We start from the raw sequence: 17833 nt of genomic DNA on the forward strand, positions 1-17833 counted from the left end.
ACGGGAGGCTATGCCATTTTTTTCTTTTGGCCATAGACCAGGTGTGCCACCAGCGCCAGTACCGTAAAGGCAATACCGATGGCTACGACACCGTTCCATTGCCCATGCTTCCAGGCCTGTGCGGCCAGGTAGGTGCCTGCTGCGCCACCTATAAAATAGCTGAACATATACACCGTATTCAGCCGGTTATTGGCTCCCAGGTTTAATGCAAAGAAGGAGGACTGGTTGAGGATGTGCATCGACTGTAATCCCAGGTCGAGCAGGATCACCCCAACAATCAGTCCGGCATAAGTATACCCACCGATATAAAAAATGCACCAGCTCAGGATCAGCATCACAATGGCCGACGAAATAATCCGGGATGCCGGCACCTTCCGGGCCACCCGGCCTACCAACGCAGCCGCCAATGCCCCTACCGCCCCAATAATACCGAAGGAACCGGCCACCGCCGGGCCGGCATGAAACGGGGCATCTTCCAGGTGAAACACTAACGTGGTCCAGAAAGCACTAAAGGCCGCAAAGCCCATCGCCCCGCGAAACGCCGCCAAACGCAGCACCGGCTGGGTACGGGTAAGCTGCAGCAGGGACCGCATCAATGAGCCGTAGCTCCCTTTAAAAGTGGGATGTACTTCCGGTAGCTTTAACGCAATCAACCCGGCCAACAATACCATCGCGCCCGTAGCAATATAGTACATCACCTTCCAGCCCCAAAGATCGCCAACCACCCCACTAACCACTCGCGACAATAATATACCCAGCAGCAATCCGCTCATCACCATACCGATGGCTGCACTTTGCTTTTCCTTTGCCGCCAACTCTGCTGCCATGGGCACAAACAGTTGTGGCAGTACCGATGTAAAGCCCACCATGAAACTGGCCAGGAACAACCATCCTACCGTAGGAGCAATGGTCATACCTACAAGCGATAAAATGATCAGTCCGAAATCAATAAGAATTAACCGCCTGCGCCGAAGCATATCACCTAGCGGTACAATCAGCAACAGTCCCATTGCAAAACCCACCTGCGTCAGCATCGCGATATTGCTGATGCGCCCTTCGCTTACACCAAAGTCCCGGGCCATGAGTCCCAGCAAGGGTTGGTTATAATAATTGTTGCCCACTACCACTCCCGTGGCGATAGTCATCAGCCAGAGCGTTCCACGGCTTAGTGGCGGCCTGGCCGGTGTTTGCTCCGGACGGTGCGCGCGGTGTATGTTCACGTTGGTTTTTTCTTCAGGTTCTTCTAGCATCTCAATATTCGTAGTACGCATAATCATCATGTTATAGATCCGGTTTCCGGATCCGCTTTACTTCGCGCCGGTTTATTGGTAGTTGCTTACACCCATCATCACCGGACACATCCTAAGTGAAAAAGCCCCTGAGGGCTCTTTCGTTATTGAACAGTATAAACACATTATAAAGCCGTTATTCTTTACCGTTTTTTTTTGCGGAAGCGTTTTCCAAAACCCCGGCAATTTCCGTATATCCCCTGGAGCGGGCGTGCTGTAACGCCGTAACACCATCATGATCCGGGATCTGGATATTACACCCGGCGTTTACCAACAGCTGCACCACGGTTACATATTTTTCTGATCCGTTGCCCAATACCACCGCCTCCATCAACGCCGTCCAGCCCAAACGGTTCACATGATCGACTGGGAAGCCCTTCGTGTTTGCCAGGATCTTCACCACATCAATATGCCCCCGCTCGCAGGCCGGGATCAGCGCAGTTCCGTTATACCGGTTAAACAGGTCGAAACGGGCGCCATGTGCCAGGAATAGTTTTACCAGTTCTGTAAACCCCGCCGCACCCGCATACAAGAACGGGCTGTCTTTGATCTGGTCCTGCTGATTCACATTTGCTCCATGCGCCACCAACAGGGTTGCCATCTGCAGGTTATTGGCCTGTGTGGCGATCAGCAGCAGGGACCTTTTATTCTTATCGGTAGTATTTGCATCCGCCCCTTTCTTCAACCCAGCTTCCACTACCGACAACTGATTTTTTTCTACTGCTTCTATAATATTTATACGTTGTGTATTCATATCCGCACTGTTTGTTTTTGCCTGGCAGGCATTCAGGATCCATATCGAGTACACCAATAGTAAATAATGCATAACGTTATTAATTAAAACACGACGGTTCCGCGGTGGATCAGGGAGCGCACCGGCGAGATACGCGATACGGCTTCTGCCGAGCAGCTGGCATCGATCAATACCAAATCTGCTTTATCTCCAACCCTGGGCCATTGCCGGTTACCTTTATCATCCAGCGGCAGTACATTATGGGTGGCCAGTTTTAATATACGCGACAAATCAAACTCCGTACGATATCCATACAGCTGGGCTGCAAGATTGGCTTTCTGTAATACACTGCCGGAACCAAACGTATTCCAGTGATCAATGATACAGTCGTTCCCTGCACGTACATCCACGCCGTACTTATACAACGTTGGAATGGGCATAATCATTCCTCCAAACGGAATGGTAGACATCACGCCCACTCCGGCATTCCCCATCTTCTCCGCCATTTCTTCCTGCTTCTTCCGGTCGAGATAGCCCAGGGCAAAGCAATGACTAACGAAGGTCTTTCCCTTCAAAACCGGGTTTTCGTTTACCTTGTTAACCAGGTATTCAATGGTTTTTACACCCGACTCACCCCCTTCGTGCAAATGAATATCGATGCCTTTTTTGTAATCCAGCGCCAGCTGTACCACAAAGTCCATGCTCTTCTCAATGCTGCCATCAATAGTGGTAGGATCCAGTCCCCCGATATAATCGACGCCCATTTGTGCAGCATCCTTCATCAGCGCGGCGGAATCGGTATAAAAAATACCATGTTGCGGAAACGCCACCAGCTCCGCCTCAAAAGTATCCTTTTTATTTTCCAGGGCCTTCTGCAGGTGCTTTAACGAATCCAGTTTTGAGGTAGGTTCGATATTGACATGGCTGCGGGCTATATTGCTGCCTTTTGATTGCAGCAGCTCGATCAGCTTTTCTGCTTTATAGGTAGAGTTCTTCAGCAATTCCGGGATGATCTGCTGCTCCAGCGCAATCATTCCTTTTACACCACCCTGCCGTTTACCGGTAGCCTTCCATTTTTCGCCATAATAGGTTTTATCCAGGTGGATATGCATTTCCTTGAAGGCCGGCAATAACAGTAAGCCTTTTGCATCCACTCCTTTTGCCGCCGGGTTATTGGGCAATACCGATTTTATTTTCCCATCGCTGATCTCAATGGTAAACAAGGCCGTTTTTGTACCAACCACCTCTTCTCCTTCATATTCAAACCCCGTTTCCAACCGCACATTTTTTAAGGTAAGCGTTTTCCCGGCAGTAACAGCTGTTTGACTGCCGGCGGCAACGGCCTGGCCGGTTGCCAGTAAACCACTGCCGGCGGCGAAAAGAATGGACGAGTTCTTAATAAAATCTTTCCGGGAAATGGATCTGGGTACCATAATGCGTTATTTTTTACAAAATTAATTCAAGCCTTTTCCTCCACGATGGAGGATTTATGCTATAACTTGTAAAATTTATAACTGTTCCCGGAACACGCGCGGCGCAAAACCTGTTTTGCTTTTAAAAAAATTTGAGAAATAAGCGAGATCACTAAACCCTAGTTCGTAGGCTATTTCCTTTACTGATTTTTCAGAAACCTGCATCAGGCGCTTGGCTTCCAGTATCACGCGGTTCTGGATCAGGAAGGTGGCCGGCACATGAAAATGCCGTTTGCAAAGGATGTTTAAATAGTTGGCGGTTATATGCAGCTGTCCGGCGTAGAAGGTCACCGACTTCTGTTCCTTAAAATGCAGGTCTACCAGGGATTGGTATTTTAACAATACGGGCCGTGTATGATACACTTCAAAATCCTCAAACTTCCGCTCTGCTTCCCGGCTGGCCAGTTGTGCAATCAGGCGGGTGCGAAGCGTAACAATTTCTGATTGAACCGGTGCCTGCTCCAGTTCTTCTTTTATCGAACGGAACTCATACAGCAGTTTTTTAAACACCGGTTCCGGAAGATCCAGCACCGGATGATGCTGATACAGGAAAAATGAAAAGCGTAATGCATCGGAAAACGTTTCAAAAACCGGCCGGCTGATCATCAGCTGAAATCCCGAGGTATTTTTCCCCAGCCGCCAGCTATGCACCTGGTCCGGAAACAAAAGATGCAACTGGTGAGGCCTTACCTGGTAATCAATAAAATCGATGGAATGAACACCGCTTCCCTTTTCAAACAAAAGAAAAAAGAAGAAATCATGCTTATGAGGTTTTTCAATAATCCGTGCGCCGTGCAGCTCCTGATACACCAGGTCCTCCTCGGATTGTTGTTGTTCCTTAAATTCCCGGATCCCAAAAATCGGGAAAGGTTCTTTTCCGCTCACGGATGAAAGTTACAAACTTTTTAAAGAACAGGCCCTGGCCGGCCTTGTGCATGCCGGCATGCGCAGTTTGCTTCTCATCGATTCCGATTGGATGACCGGATTGTAACGTCTGCAGCAAACAGGTTCCGGAACCGTAAAGGGTGGTATCGGCTTCTCCGCCGGTTGATGAGCGCTTCGCATGCCCATAAACGGATGAATGGCATAACCTTTCCCCCACCTGCTAAGCATGTTTCCCCAGGCTGTTACCAAAATGCTGATAGGCTTTTTCCAGCAATGCCACAAAGACCGGTAATGCAGGCTGCCGGTTCTCCGGATCAAAAACCAGCACGGTTTCCGTGCGCACCGGCAATTGCCGCAATGGTGCAAAATCCAGATCCGTAAAGCGGAATAATTTCCGGACCGATTGCGGAACAATGGCCAGGCCCATACCATCGGCCACTAACTCCAGGATGGAGGGCATATTATTACTTTCATGGATCACCTGTGGCTCAAAGCCCAGCTGGTGGCAGCAATAAATAAACTGCTGATGGTAATCCGGCGCATAATCCTTATTAAAGGAAACAAACGGCTGCTTGGCCAGTTCCCGCAGAGGGATCTTTTTTCCCTTCGGCTTCGCCAGGCAAAAATATTCGGTCAGCATTAACCGCTGCTCTAGTTGCGGGGCCAGCACCGGTGCGCGGGTAATACCCAGATCAAGCGTTCCGCTTTCCAGGGCGGCCCGCTGCCGTTGTGTAGCTGCTTCATACAGGTTTACGCGCAAAAAAGGATATTGTTCTTTTACCGTTTTCAGCACCTGGGCGAGAATGCTCCGGGGTGTGGAGCTGATATATCCCAACCGGAAGGTACCGGCCACGGAATCGTGGATCTGCTTGGTCTTTAATTTTGCCCTTTCCAGCTGCTGCAGCAGGGCCGTGCTTTCAGACAGAAAATACCTGCCAGCCTCCGTAAGCGTTACCCGTTTATTATTCCGCTCAAACAGCAGTACGCCGAGTTCCGTTTCAAGCTCCCGGATCTGCCGGCTTAATGGGGGTTGTGAGATAAACAGTTTTGCTGCCGCTCTTCCGAAATGCAACTCTTCTGCAAGCATCTGGAAGTATAATAAATGCCGGATTTCCATGATACCTTTTAAGTATTAATAGATGATAAAAATAGCATTTTTAAAGTATCGGTTCTGTTTTTACTTTTGAATGAAAACCATTGTATGGAACAAAAATCAACATTGAAAGAAATTGAAGCGCGGTTCGACCAGGATGTGGCCCGTTTCTCCAATCTTGAAACCGGTCAGCAAACCACGCTGGATGCCAGCTTTAATATGGAGCTGATCACGGACGGTATCGTTGCCACTACCCCCGATTTAAAAAAGTTGCTCGACATCGGATGCGGCGCCGGTAACTACCCGGTAAAGCTACTGGCAAAAACAAGTATCAACCCTGATGTAACGCTTGTAGATCTCAGCCAGCCTATGCTGGAGAAAGCCAAAGAACGGGTACAGCCATTGACTACCGGCAGGGTAACTACTATCAAAGAAGACTTCAGAACAGCGGAGCTGGAGGAAGCCGCATATGATGTCATCATCGCTACGGCCACACTGCATCATTTGCGGGAGGATGCCGACTGGGAAGCCGCTTTTGCAAAATTTTACCAGCTTCTGAAGCCAGGTGGCAGCATCTGGATCTTTGACCTGGTAACCGAAGATCATCCGGCCATTCAACATCTGCTTTTTACACAACACTACGGCAACTTCCTCACCGGCCTGAAGGATGCCGCCTACCGGGATCATGTATTTGCCTATATCGAAAAAGAAGACTCTCCCAGAAGTGTGCTTTATCAAACCCATCTTTTACAGCAGTCGGGTTTTAAAACCGTATCACTCCTTCATAAGCATCTTTGCTTTGCTTCCTTTGTAGCTTTTAAATAAGCCCGCAAGTACATTTGACAATCTTAAAAATCTTGTCGAAATTTGCCAGGCTGAGAAGCGCATCCTGTTTTGCAGATGCCCGCGAAAATATCCGGACATTGCATACGGGAATCATAAACAAAGTACCAATGACAGGCCTGATCAACGAGCTGAATAGCATGCGCAGTTTTTTTCACACGGGAGCTACGCGTTCCATCGCGTTCCGGAAAAAGCAACTGCAACAATTAAAAGAAAGCATCCTGCGTCATGAAGAAGCATTGAGCAATGCATTGTTTCAGGATCTGCATAAAAGCAAGGAAGAGGTCTGGATCACCGAAACCGGAATGGTCATCTCGGAGATCGATGCCTGCATCCGTTCGCTGAATGAGTGGATGGCTCCGCAACCGGTGGCCACCAACCTGGTCAATATGCCCGGCAAAAGCAGCATTCTTTACGAGCCGTTGGGCCTGGTGCTGATCATCGCTCCCTGGAATTATCCTTTTCAGTTATTGTTCATGCCGCTGATCGGCGCCATTGCGGCGGGTAACTGTGTGGTATTAAAACCCAGCGAACTGGCGGCAGCCACGGAAAAAGTGATGGGACAGATTATCGGTGAAGCGTTTCCTGCCAACTATATACTATATGTTCCGGGAGAAGGGGTTACCCTCATTCCCCGGTTGATGGACGACTTCCGGTATGACCACGTTTTTTACACCGGAAGCACGATGGTAGGAAAGATCATTTATCAAAAAGCAGCAGCGCAACTCACACCGGTAACACTGGAGCTCGGAGGAAAAAGTCCTTGTGTGGTAACCGCCAATGCAACGTTGAAAACGGCAGCCAAACGGATCATCAATATCAAATTCTCCAATGCCGGCCAGATGTGCATTACCCCGGATTACCTGCTGGTGCATCACTCGGTTAAAGAAGCGTTGATCCAGCTTCTGAAAGCAACCATCCTCAAATTTTACGGGCAGCACCCCATCAGTAGCTATGATTATGGCCGTATCATCAACAACAGGCATTTTCATCGCCTGAAGCAGTTGATGAACGGACAAACCATCCTGCATGGCGGCGAACACAACGAAGAACAATTGTTTATTGCGCCCACGCTGATCGATGCGCCACCCATGGATGCACCGGTTATGAAAGAAGAAATTTTCGGACCGCTGCTGCCCGTTATTGGTTATGAAACCGAAGAAGAAGCGCTGGCCCTTATCCGGCAGAACGAAAACCCGCTGGCCTTTTATGTATTTACCAACGATAAAAAAGAGGCAGACCGGTGGCTGCAGCAGGTGCCCTTTGGCGGCGGGTGCGTAAATACGGCAGCGATGCATTACCTGAATAAAAACCTACCCTTCGGAGGCCGGGGCAACAGTGGCATCGGGCGCTATCATGGACGGTTTTCCTTTGAAACCTTTAGCCATGCAAAAGGCATTTTAAAAGCCCGTAACTGGCCCGATATCCCATTGGCGTATCCTTCGCTGAAAGGAAAACTGAAAACCTTAAAAAGGGTAATATAAGCGGATCCCATACGCTTCAGGATAAAACATGCTTCCCCAAAAAATCGATTTACAATATAAAAAGGCTGCATCAAAAATCTTCAGGGTAATATTGCCTTCTCAACAATAGGTACACCCAATCATTTTTGATACAACCTCTGGTCAACCCCATCGGGTCATTTAAAGAATGTTAACCCATAGCTGGCAGGTGCTCAGCAACAGGGCGCATGCATTCCGGACTACCCGTTTGTTTCATCTGCAATATCGGCATCCGGCGCATTCTTCTTTACCGATTCAATCCCGTTTTCCCGTGCTGCCTCCGACTCATACAGTTCGCTTTTACCGATCACCTGGCCATTGCCAGCCTTCAGATTGAAAAACGGTTTGCCATTGGATGAGGTTTTACGCTCGAAATTATCATCCTCCGGCGCATTTTTCTTTACAGAGTCAATACCATTATCACAGGCTGCTTTTGTAGTATAGCCTTCGCTGGTAAGAATTACCTGGCCATTGCCGGCTTTCAGGTTAAACTGGAACTCTCCGTTGGTTCTTTTGGTAATTACAAATTTACCCATAGTTGATTTTCTTTAAAGGTAACGCAATAGATTATTGAAATACTTGATGTACTAAAGTTAAGGAAACGGATTTATAAACACTCCTCCCGGGTATGCAAAATCTTTTATCGCATCGGCCGGAAGCAATAACACACAGCCGGCCCCTCCGCAACAACAAATGCCGCCGCTCCAAAACGCTGCTGAAAAACAGCCTGGGTCTACTCACAAAAATGCGCTGATTATACAAGCATCAACAGCTGCATAAAACCAGCGCCATCCGCGGCAAACGTATACAATATCAATTTTGCTACAGTCCCAATACCGCCTTTAACTTTCCATACCCATTCCGGCTTACATTGATCTTTGTGCCATTTTTAAGAATCGCTACATGCCCGTCTTTTTCATAGGGATCAATACGCGTAATTTCCTGTATGTTCACAATGTAGGAACGGTGGCTCCGTACAAACAGGTCGGCCGGTAAAAAAGCTTCAAAGAATGACATTGTCTTATTTTTAAGGAAATAGCCATCCTTTGTAAAGATTTTTACAAAATCATCCGCAGCTTCCAGGTATAATACCTCCTGTACCGGGATGATCTTGATCTTACTTCCGTTTTTTACCACGATCCGGTTATTGGAATTGGGCAGCTGTACATCATTCAGCAGCTCCTGTGTATTGGTTGCGCTTCCTTTATGCTGCGCCAGGAATTTATTCACGGCTTTATCAAAGCGCTCCTGGTCAAAAGGCTTTAACAGATAATCCACCGCATGGGCTTCAAAGGCCTTGATCGCATATTCATCAAATGCCGTGGCAAAAATTACGGCTGGGGGCTCTTCGATCAGTTCCAGCATTTCAAAGCCACTGATCTTGGGCATCTGGATATCCAGAAAAATCAGGTCAGGCTTGTGCTCCTGTATGGCCTTCATGCCCTCAAAACCGTCTCCGCATTCGGCCACCAGCTCCAGCTGGGGATACTTCTGCAGATACTCCTTTACCATGCTTCTTGCCAAAAATTCGTCGTCGATGATGATTACTTTGCTCATGCCTGTTGTGGTATTTTTACGATTGTATAATAAATATTCTCTTTTGTTTTTGTAGACAGCAGGTCATTCCTTCCATACAGCAGGTATAACCGTCTTTTGATAGAGCTCAATCCAAAACCGGTACCCGTTTTGGGCAGGGAGGTTTCCGGATCAAAAGGGTTGCTGACCATAATGCATAATTCCGACAGCTCCTTGGTACTTTCTATCGTAATCAGGGTTTCGCCGATCGTATCATACAGCCCGAATTTGATCGCGTTTTCAACAATGGGCTGAAGCAGCAATGTGGGCAACTGCAATTCTTTGGTATCCTCATCAATGGAAATGGAAGTCATCAGCCGGTTTCCGAAACGCACTTTTTCGATCTCCAAATATAAGTTCAAATAATTAATCTCCTCGGTAAGGGAGATCATTTGAGATTCCTCCTTTTTGAGTGTTCCTCTTAAAAAATCCGACAGTTGTTGCACCATCCGCCGTGCCTGCTGGGGATTCAACCCGATCAGCGCGTTAATGGAGTTAAGACTGTTGAACAAAAAATGAGGTTGTAATTGCTGACGCAGTTTAAACAGCTCCGCTTCCCTTGACAGCCGGTCTGCATCCGTACGCCGCTGCTCTACTTTTTGCCGCTCTACCCAGTTGTACCACAAAATGGCCGCAATGGTAAGAATGGTAAGTACCAGGAAGGCAAAGCCCGCACGGATGATCAGTGAGTTTTTGAGAAAAGCGGCATATACCTCGGAATCTCCCAGGAATATTTTCAAAAAGGTATTGGAAACAAAAAGCCACAAACCCGTTAAAACCAGGCAGGCCGCAATAACGCTGGTATATTGATAGGTTGACGGCAAATAGTACTTGGTTACATTCAGCATCAGCAAACCGGCTACCAACAGCAGGAAATTGCTCAGCAAGCTATCCGTCAGAACGGTGTAAAGCGGGAAAAACGGGAAATAACTACGCAGGAAAAATACCTGGGCGGTCACCAGAACCACCCAGGCAATAATCAGGGGTGTAAGAAATCTTTTAGCTGTTAACGGCGAGGACGACACTGAATTATTTGGAATTTGAAATTCGGGATTTAAAATTTAAGATCCGGGACATAGCCCCTTCTGTTGTAAAACGGTAACGTATGCACGATTGGCCTTTCACTATTGATTATTGCTGATTCACGATTTCCTTCGCCACTAAAAGCTCTTGATATCAATACCCCCTAAAATTACGGTTCCTTTTAACACCAGCGTTTTTGTAGTATCCACATTGCCCATCGATACCCGTTTATCCTTTACCTCCCCAAGGATGGCCACGGCTTCTGAAACCACATTCCAGTGAGAGGGGATCAGCAGGGTAGCCCCGCCCAATATGGCTGTTACCTCCAGTACCGCCGTTCCGCTGATATCGGCCTGCAGCAGGTCAATTTCACTGCCACCGAATACATTTACCATATCGCCGCCCCTGAAATTTTTTGACAATACTTTTTTCTTGGTCCCTCCAAAAATAGAGGTAGCGTCAATGATATCTTCATTACTGATGCTGCCCCGGTAGGTTTTTTTGCCGGTCGGATCGCCGGTACTGGGGTCCTGGGTTATAAATTCATAGCTTTTTTTAGGACGCAGGATAAAAAACAGACCGGCACCGATGAGGGCAATGGGGAAGATAAATTTCCGCAGTGCATTAAAGAGGAAGAACTCATTGACCAGGAACAGGGATCCTACCAGGATCAGGATCAGCCAGCCGGGCCCCTGAAAATTTTTACGGAAGCCGATAAAGATCCCCAGCACGATCAGGAACATCTGCCAGGAAAGCATAAAATCCGGAAAAATGAAACCCATTCGTTTCAGCAGGTACACCACACCGATCAGCACCAAAAACAGGCCCACCCATATATGTCCCTGTGCATTCCGCTCTTTAAAATAAGGCGGTTGCCCGGTTCCCGGAGGCTGTGTCTCCGGCCGGTCGCTTTTCTCTGATTTATTATAGAATTCGGTATTGTACGGATTATTTTCACTCATTGTTCAATATTTTCTGTAAAAATACCCCCCTAAGATAGGCCTTACAACAGATTTTTCGTATGTAAACGCCAGATATCGGTAAATGGGCGGATTGCCACGGCGAATGACAACCGCGTTTTCAGGAAATCCGGTTCAGGCGGTAAAATGCTCATTTTGCAGGGGTGATAAATTCAAATTTTTCTCCATCGAACAGGCCTTTATCGCTTAGTTTCAGAGCGGGGATCACCAGTAAGGCCATAAACGAAAGCGTCATAAAAGGAGCCGAAAGTGTTGAGCCCATTGCCTTTACCATCTGGTCAATGGCCGTATAAGCCGCCGCAACCGCATATCCGTCTTCATTGCTCATCAATCCCGCCACCGGCAGCCGTACAATCGCTTCCTGCGCACCGTCTACAGCCGCAACTCCGCCTTTTGCAGCAATCACCAGGTTCACGGCACGGCACAAACTTTCATCGTCTACGCCTACGGCAATAATATTATGACTGTCATGTGCCACAGAAGAAGCCATGGCACCCCGTTTCAGCCCGAAATTCCGGATAAACGCCACCGCCGGCGCTGCCTCCTTGTACCGGTTCACTACCGCAATTTTCAACAGGTCCTGTCCGGGATCGCTTACAAAGACTCCGTCCTCTTGCCGGAGCTGCACGTGCAAAGCGTTGGTGATCAGTTGCCCATCAAGGGCCTCAATCACGGGCAGCTCCGGTGCCCCGGTAACGGGTATCCGGAAATCAGCGGCTGTTTTCGGCCGGCATTCAAAATAATTGATCACCCCGGCCCTGGAAGTCTGGATATTCGTTTTGCCTCCCTTCGCCACCAGGCTTCCATTAATATAGGTTTCAAGGACCCTGAAATGCTGCAGGTCCGCTACCACGATCAGGTCTGCCGGATCACCTTTTTTGAGCTGTCCTACATCCAGTTTATAATGCGTAACCGGGTTTACACAGGCGGCCTGCAATACATGAAACACATCTACGCCTCTCTCCACCGCCCGGGCACATAGCTGGTTTATATGTCCGGCTTCCAGGCTATCCGGGTGTTTGTCATCGCTGCAAAACATGATCGCGTCCGGATAATCATTGAGAAGATCGATCAGCGCATCAAAGTTCTTTGCAGCGCTTCCTTCCCGGATCAGGATTTTCATGCCCGCCTTTAGCTTATCCAGGGCTTCTTCTTTTGTAAAGCATTCATGATCTGTTCCGGGTAGCCCTGCAGTGGTATCGGCGATGGCTTCCGCATAGCGCAGCGCGTCTTCCCCTCTTAAACCCGGGGCATGCCCGTCAACGGGTTTTCCTGCCTGGTGTGCCGCCTTTATTTTTTCCATCACTTCAGGGTCCTGCGCCAGCACGCCCGGAAAGTTCATCATCTCGCTCAGGTAACGGACTTCGGGATCTTGCAACAGCTCGGTTACCTCCTTCACACCCAGTTTTGCACCCGCCGTTTCAAAAACCGTGGCCGGCACACAACTGGGGGCGCCGAAATTAAATTTAAAGGGCACCGTTCTCCCGTTTTCGATCATATACCGCACCCCCTCCATCCCGCATACATTGGCGATCTCATGTGGGTCACTTACCGTGGCTACCGTTCCGTGTACTACCGCCAGGCGTGCAAATTCGGAGGGCACCAGCATACTGCTTTCGATGTGTACATGACTGTCTGTAAAGCCCGGTAGTATATAGGGATACCCCGCTACCGGCTGCGCTTCGATCACCTGCACATCGCTGATCGTTCCCGCATCAAATTCCACTAATGCAAGGCTGACCGTCCGCGCCATAATATCCACCAGATTTCCTTTTACCTGTTTCATTACATGTATCAATTTGAGTAAATGTAAAAAATTGTTCCAGAATAAAATAACACCCCGCTTGAACAGGAACATTTAGCCTGTAATTTTGTATCAAATCGTTTATATGTCCGGGGACCCTCAAATTTTTCAGACGGAAAGCAGGACGCGATGGAACACGTTTAAGTGGATCAGCCGGCTGCTGGTTTTCCTGGCCATTGCGATGATTCCATTGGGTATTTTTTCCATTAGCCGGGTAGATAATTTACTGTTGCCCGGTCTTTCAAAAGCCGATACCAACCGGACGATCCACCTGACCATCCCTAAGAGCCTGAGTGAAAAAGATAAGAAAAAGTACAAGGGCATGCAGGCATTCATCAGTGCCCGGGCACAAAACAACGCCTATATCGCGCAGGAAAAGAAACGGCCCAAAAGTGCCGGAATCCGCGCTGCATTTTTTGTAGACTGGGATCCGCAATCGCTTTCTTCCTTAAAGTCGAACGTTGACAAACTGGATATGGTATTACCGGAATGGTTCCTGCTCGATCCGGATGCGGATACCCTCCGGCCCAATATCGACAACGATGCGTTACAGATCATGCGCAAGGCCAAAGTGTCCGTCATCCCCATGCTGACCAATGTGCAGAATGGAGATTTTGATGGAAAACTGCTGCACCGGATACTGAGCAACCCACAGAAAAGGAACCGGCTGCTGCAAGACATCCTCAATACCATTGAAAAATACAAGCTAAACGGTATTAACCTGGATCTTGAGGAACTCCAAGAAGGCACCCTGCCGTATCTGCGCCAATTCCAGGAAACATTATACAGGGAATTGCACAGTCGCGGGCTCCTGGTAACACAGGACATACTGCCTAATGACGACAATTATAACATCGCTGAAATTGCCCGGCTGAACGATTATATTTTTCTGATGGCCTATGACCAGTTTTACGACACCAGCATCCCCGGGCCGGTAAGCGAACAACGCTGGATTGAAAAGGTACTGGATGATGCCGCCAAAAATGTGCCCTCTGAAAAGATCGTGCTCTGCATGGCCACTTATGGATATGATTGGCCGGAGAACCGGGCCGCACAAAACCTCACCTATGCGCAGGCCATATCCGCCGCCAAGGAACACAATGCCAGCATTGAATTTGACAACAACACGTATAATTGTCATTTCAGTTATACCGACTATAGCAATGTAAAGCACCAGGTCTGGTTCAACGATGCGGCCAGCAATTTTAATACGATGCGGTTTGCAGACGACTATGGTGTGGCCGGCATCGCCATTTGGCGATTGGGAGCAGAAGACCAACGCTTATGGACCTTTTACAAACGAAACCTCACCACCGAAGCAATGCGATCGCAGGCCCGGCTGTTCCAACGGCTCGAAAACATCCCGGTATCCTTTGAAAAACCCGATTATGTGGGCGATGGAGAAGTACTCGATGTGATCTCCGAGCCGCAGAATGGCCGCATGAAAATAACTGCAGACACCCTGAATGATTACCTGATTCAGGAAGAACAATATATTGAGCTCCCCACCAAGTATGTGATCCGGCGGTTTGGCCAGGTAGTACCGGGCAAACAGGTACTGCTTACTTTTGATGACGGTCCGGACCCTGAATATACCCCTCAGATCCTCAGCATACTCAAACGGGAGCAGGTACCCGCCGCATTCTTTGTAGTAGGCATCAACATTCAAAACCATTTACCGGTATTTGAACAGGTTTATAAAGAAGGCTTCGAAATCGGCAACCACACATTTACCCATCCCAATATTGCCAGTGTGGGCATCCGGCGCGCACAAACTGAGATCGATGCCACCCGTCTTTTAATTGAAGCCGTTACCGGGCGCAGCACCATTCTCTTCCGGCCACCTTTTAATGCCGATGCTGAACCTACATTGCAGGTAGAGTTGCAACCGGTGGCTTTAAGTAAAAAGCTCAAATACTATGCAGTGGGAGAAAGCATTGATCCTGAAGACTGGGATCTGGATAGTGCCCACGTAAATGCAGACAGTATTTACAACCGTATTGTGCGGCAATATGAAGCCATGCCCTATAAAGACCGCGGCATTATTTTATTACACGATGCCGGTGGCAACCGGCAGGGAACTGTGGATGCCCTGCCCCGGATCATTAAATATTTTAAGGATCGCAACATCCAATTCATTACGGTAGCGCAATTGCTCAATCTTACCCGCGACCAGGTAATGCCCCCTGTAAAAAACGATATGCTGCAGGCGGATAGTTTTGCCACCAAACTTGTTTTCTGGATATCGCAGTTCCTTACTACTGCGTTCTGGCTGGCGATCTTTCTGGGGTTGGGCCGTGTTATTTTTATGGGCATCCTCGCCGTGCTCAATTACCGGCGCCAGAAAAAAGAAACACGCCCTCCATTGGGAGCCTTTAAAGAAAAAGTAAGCATTATTGTTCCCGCATACAATGAGGAAGTCAACTGTGTTAGAACTGTCAACAGCCTTCTAAAACAAGATTATCCCAACCTGGAGATCATTTTTGTAGATGACGGTTCAAAGGACCAAACATTTAAGAACATCAGTGAAGCCTTTGCCGGCCATCCAAACGTAAACGTACTCACCAAGCCCAATGGAGGCAAGGCTTCAGCACTCAACTATGGCATAGGGCAGGCATCTGCTGATTACCTGGTTTGTATTGATGCAGACACCCAGCTGCGGAAGGATGCCATCAGCCAGCTCATGCGGTATTTTGTAAATGAAACCATTGGTGCCGTAGCAGGTAATGTAAAAGTGGGCAATATCAACAATGTGCTTACCCGCTGGCAGTCGATCGAATACATTACCGCTCAGAATTTCGACCGCCGGGCATTTGATTATATCAACGGGATCACCGTGGTTCCCGGTGCTATCGGCGCCTTCAGGAAAGAAGCCATTGTGGAAGCCGGCGGCTTTACCACCGATTCGCTGGCAGAAGATTGTGATCTTACCATCCGCATCCTGCGCCAGGGATATGTTATCCGCAACTGTAATGATGCGGTTGCCATTACCGAAGCACCCGAAACCATCCGGCAGTTCTTAAAACAGCGCTTTCGCTGGAGTTATGGGGTGATGCAAAGTTTCTGGAAAAACAGGGATGCCTGTTTCAGGGCGCGGTATAAAGGATTGGGTATGGTATCCCTTCCCAATATCCTTTTATTCCAGATCATACTTCCCATTATTGCACCCATTGCCGACCTGCTGTTTTTCTTCTCTATTTACTACAACTGGCCCAATGCGCAACACACCAGCTGGACCGATCTGAACCGGATCCTGTTCTACTATGGCATCTTCCTGGTGGTAGACGTACTGGTAGCGGCCTTTGCATTCAGCATTGAAAAAGAAAAAAATTACTGGCAGCTTTTATGGCTCATTCCCCAGCGTTTTGTATACCGGCAGATCATGTATATTGTGCTCTTCCGGTCACTGCGCCGCGCCATCAAAGGCGAAGGCCAGGGTTGGGGAAACCTGAAGCGTACCGGCAATGTTGTTCTAAAGGAACCATAATCCGGTGCAGTTCCGTTTTCGTTAGCCCCGCGTGTCCATCAGGGAAACATACCGGTTCATATGCCGGGCTGCAATTTCGTCCGCACAGGCCAGGATCGTGGCAACCTTTTCCTTCAGTGCTTCCAGGAGATGATCCGGCACCGTAAAATCATTCTTATACCGTCCGCCGGTATAGGAGCTTTCCAGCAGTTCCAACAGTTCAAGTTCGGCTGCCGTTTTAAAAAAAGAAGCAAACCGGCGATGGATACGGCTGCAATGATATAACAGTTCCCGGATCGAGTGCTGGCGCAGGTATACACCGGAAAAGGCTGCTGCAAACCCGCGCAGCGAAAGTTCAGTAGCCTGATGCAGCATAAAACAGCCCAGTTCATTGGCTCCTTCCTTTTGAAACAGCGATGCGTGTTCAAAGATCCGCCGGCCCCTTCCCGACCCGGTTTCAAGTGTTTGCCGCGACTTTTCCAGCCATTCCTGTATCACCCGGTTATCCATTGATTCCAATACAGCGCCTTTCCGGGCATACACCAGCCGTTCCTCGTTGCAACTCAGCACACAAAACAGATTTCCCTGCTTCCGCTGTTGCAGGAATTGACTACGCTGGCACAAGGTGAACCGGATATTCCAGGTTCCAAAAGTGGCGGCATGAATGTAGGCATGCAGGTCTTTAAAATTGCGCGCTTCCTGCGGCTGTAATACAATAAACAGATCCAGGCTGCACTGTTCTGCAGTATGCTCCATTTCGAAAATAAATTCAGGTGCACACAATCCGGAGATCCATGCAATCACCTGCGCCCTCGACAGGCCGGAGGGCGGCTGCCCGTTCAGGGGAGTGGCGGGCCCATCCGGATCAAACAGCCGCTCTACATCCGGGATCAATTCATAGAGATAGTGGGCAAAGCCCCGCTCGGCTTCTTTTACGATCAATTGTTTTAGCAGGTTACATTTTGTAGTTGCATCCCATTGCGGTAAAACAACACCACCGCTGTGTAACAGCCGGATATCGGGTATTGGTTCGTTTTTCATTTATCGGAAATTTATAGATTAGAAAATGCGATCACAAAGAAGTGCACAAAGCGGGCATACGCTTTAATGAATGACACGGACTCTAATAGGTGCGGGGAGACGGCATCACAAACTTCTGGGCATTCCA

14 protein-coding genes are annotated in these 17833 nt (G+C 48.6%); 3 read left to right on the forward strand and 11 right to left on the reverse strand.

Annotation, left to right across the window (positions count from 1 at the left end; translation table 11 throughout):
• Positions 1–8: 8 nt before the first annotated feature.
• The 5 genes from LQ567_RS12590 to LQ567_RS12610 all read right to left on the reverse strand — a co-directional run bounded on the left by LQ567_RS12590 (position 9) and on the right by LQ567_RS12610 (position 5496).
• On the reverse strand, positions 9–1271 hold the full coding sequence (locus LQ567_RS12590; RefSeq protein ID WP_231004866.1) for an MFS transporter: 1263 nt from the start codon (positions 1269–1271) through the stop codon (positions 9–11).
• A 154-nt stretch (positions 1272–1425) separates the two neighbouring features.
• The gene (locus tag LQ567_RS12595) at positions 1426–2115 is read right to left on the reverse strand and encodes an ankyrin repeat domain-containing protein (protein WP_231004867.1); all 690 of its coding nucleotides are present in this window, start codon (positions 2113–2115) and stop codon (positions 1426–1428) included.
• Positions 2116–2126: 11 nt separating this feature from the next.
• Entirely contained in the window at positions 2127–3455 is a 1329-nt protein-coding gene (locus tag LQ567_RS12600) for an amidohydrolase (RefSeq protein ID WP_231004868.1), read from the reverse strand.
• A 75-nt stretch (positions 3456–3530) separates the two neighbouring features.
• The gene (locus LQ567_RS12605; protein ID WP_231004869.1) at positions 3531–4379 is read right to left on the reverse strand and encodes a helix-turn-helix domain-containing protein; all 849 of its coding nucleotides are present in this window, start codon (positions 4377–4379) and stop codon (positions 3531–3533) included.
• A gap of 220 nt (positions 4380–4599) precedes the next feature.
• Positions 4600–5496 (reverse strand): LysR family transcriptional regulator, encoded by an 897-nt coding sequence (locus tag LQ567_RS12610; RefSeq protein ID WP_231004870.1) that lies wholly within the window; start codon positions 5494–5496, stop codon positions 4600–4602.
• 84 nt (positions 5497–5580) lie between these two features.
• Between LQ567_RS12610 and LQ567_RS12615 the strand changes: the two genes are divergently transcribed.
• Positions 5581–6297 carry a class I SAM-dependent methyltransferase gene (locus LQ567_RS12615; protein ID WP_231004871.1) on the forward strand — a complete coding sequence of 239 codons (717 nt, stop codon included), beginning with the start codon at positions 5581–5583 and terminating at the stop codon, positions 6295–6297.
• Between the two features lie 128 nt (positions 6298–6425).
• Complete coding sequence (locus LQ567_RS12620) at positions 6426–7799, forward strand: aldehyde dehydrogenase (RefSeq protein ID WP_231004872.1); 1374 nt, start codon at positions 6426–6428, stop codon at positions 7797–7799.
• 218 nt (positions 7800–8017) lie between these two features.
• Here the strand turns inward: LQ567_RS12620 and LQ567_RS12625 are convergent, their stop codons facing one another.
• The 5 genes from LQ567_RS12625 to ade all read right to left on the reverse strand — a co-directional run bounded on the left by LQ567_RS12625 (position 8018) and on the right by ade (position 13181).
• A complete protein-coding gene (locus LQ567_RS12625; RefSeq protein ID WP_231004873.1) occupies positions 8018–8353 on the reverse strand; it encodes a YegP family protein in 336 nt (111 codons plus the stop codon).
• Positions 8354–8639: 286 nt separating this feature from the next.
• A complete protein-coding gene (locus LQ567_RS12630) occupies positions 8640–9374 on the reverse strand; it encodes a LytR/AlgR family response regulator transcription factor (protein ID WP_231004874.1) in 735 nt (244 codons plus the stop codon).
• Entirely contained in the window at positions 9371–10417 is a 1047-nt protein-coding gene (locus LQ567_RS12635) for a sensor histidine kinase (protein WP_231004875.1), read from the reverse strand. The genes LQ567_RS12630 and LQ567_RS12635 overlap by 4 nt, the downstream gene beginning before the upstream one ends.
• Positions 10418–10552: 135 nt before the next feature.
• The gene (locus LQ567_RS12640) at positions 10553–11377 is read right to left on the reverse strand and encodes a LiaF transmembrane domain-containing protein (RefSeq protein ID WP_231004876.1); all 825 of its coding nucleotides are present in this window, start codon (positions 11375–11377) and stop codon (positions 10553–10555) included.
• A 148-nt stretch (positions 11378–11525) separates the two neighbouring features.
• A complete protein-coding gene (gene ade, locus LQ567_RS12645) occupies positions 11526–13181 on the reverse strand; it encodes an adenine deaminase (protein WP_231004877.1) in 1656 nt (551 codons plus the stop codon).
• Between the two features lie 103 nt (positions 13182–13284).
• Here ade and LQ567_RS12650 point away from each other — a divergent pair, with 103 nt between their 5' ends.
• Positions 13285–16686, forward strand: a complete 3402-nt coding sequence (locus LQ567_RS12650; RefSeq protein WP_231004878.1) for a glycosyltransferase — start codon at positions 13285–13287, stop codon at positions 16684–16686.
• Between the two features lie 21 nt (positions 16687–16707).
• Here the strand turns inward: LQ567_RS12650 and LQ567_RS12655 are convergent, their stop codons facing one another.
• On the reverse strand, positions 16708–17706 hold the full coding sequence (locus LQ567_RS12655; protein ID WP_231004879.1) for a HEPN domain-containing protein: 999 nt from the start codon (positions 17704–17706) through the stop codon (positions 16708–16710).
• Between the last annotated feature and the right edge of the window lie 127 nt (positions 17707–17833).

The organism is Niabella pedocola (assembly GCF_021044425.1).
Lineage (GTDB): Bacteria > Bacteroidota > Bacteroidia > Chitinophagales > Chitinophagaceae > Niabella > Niabella pedocola.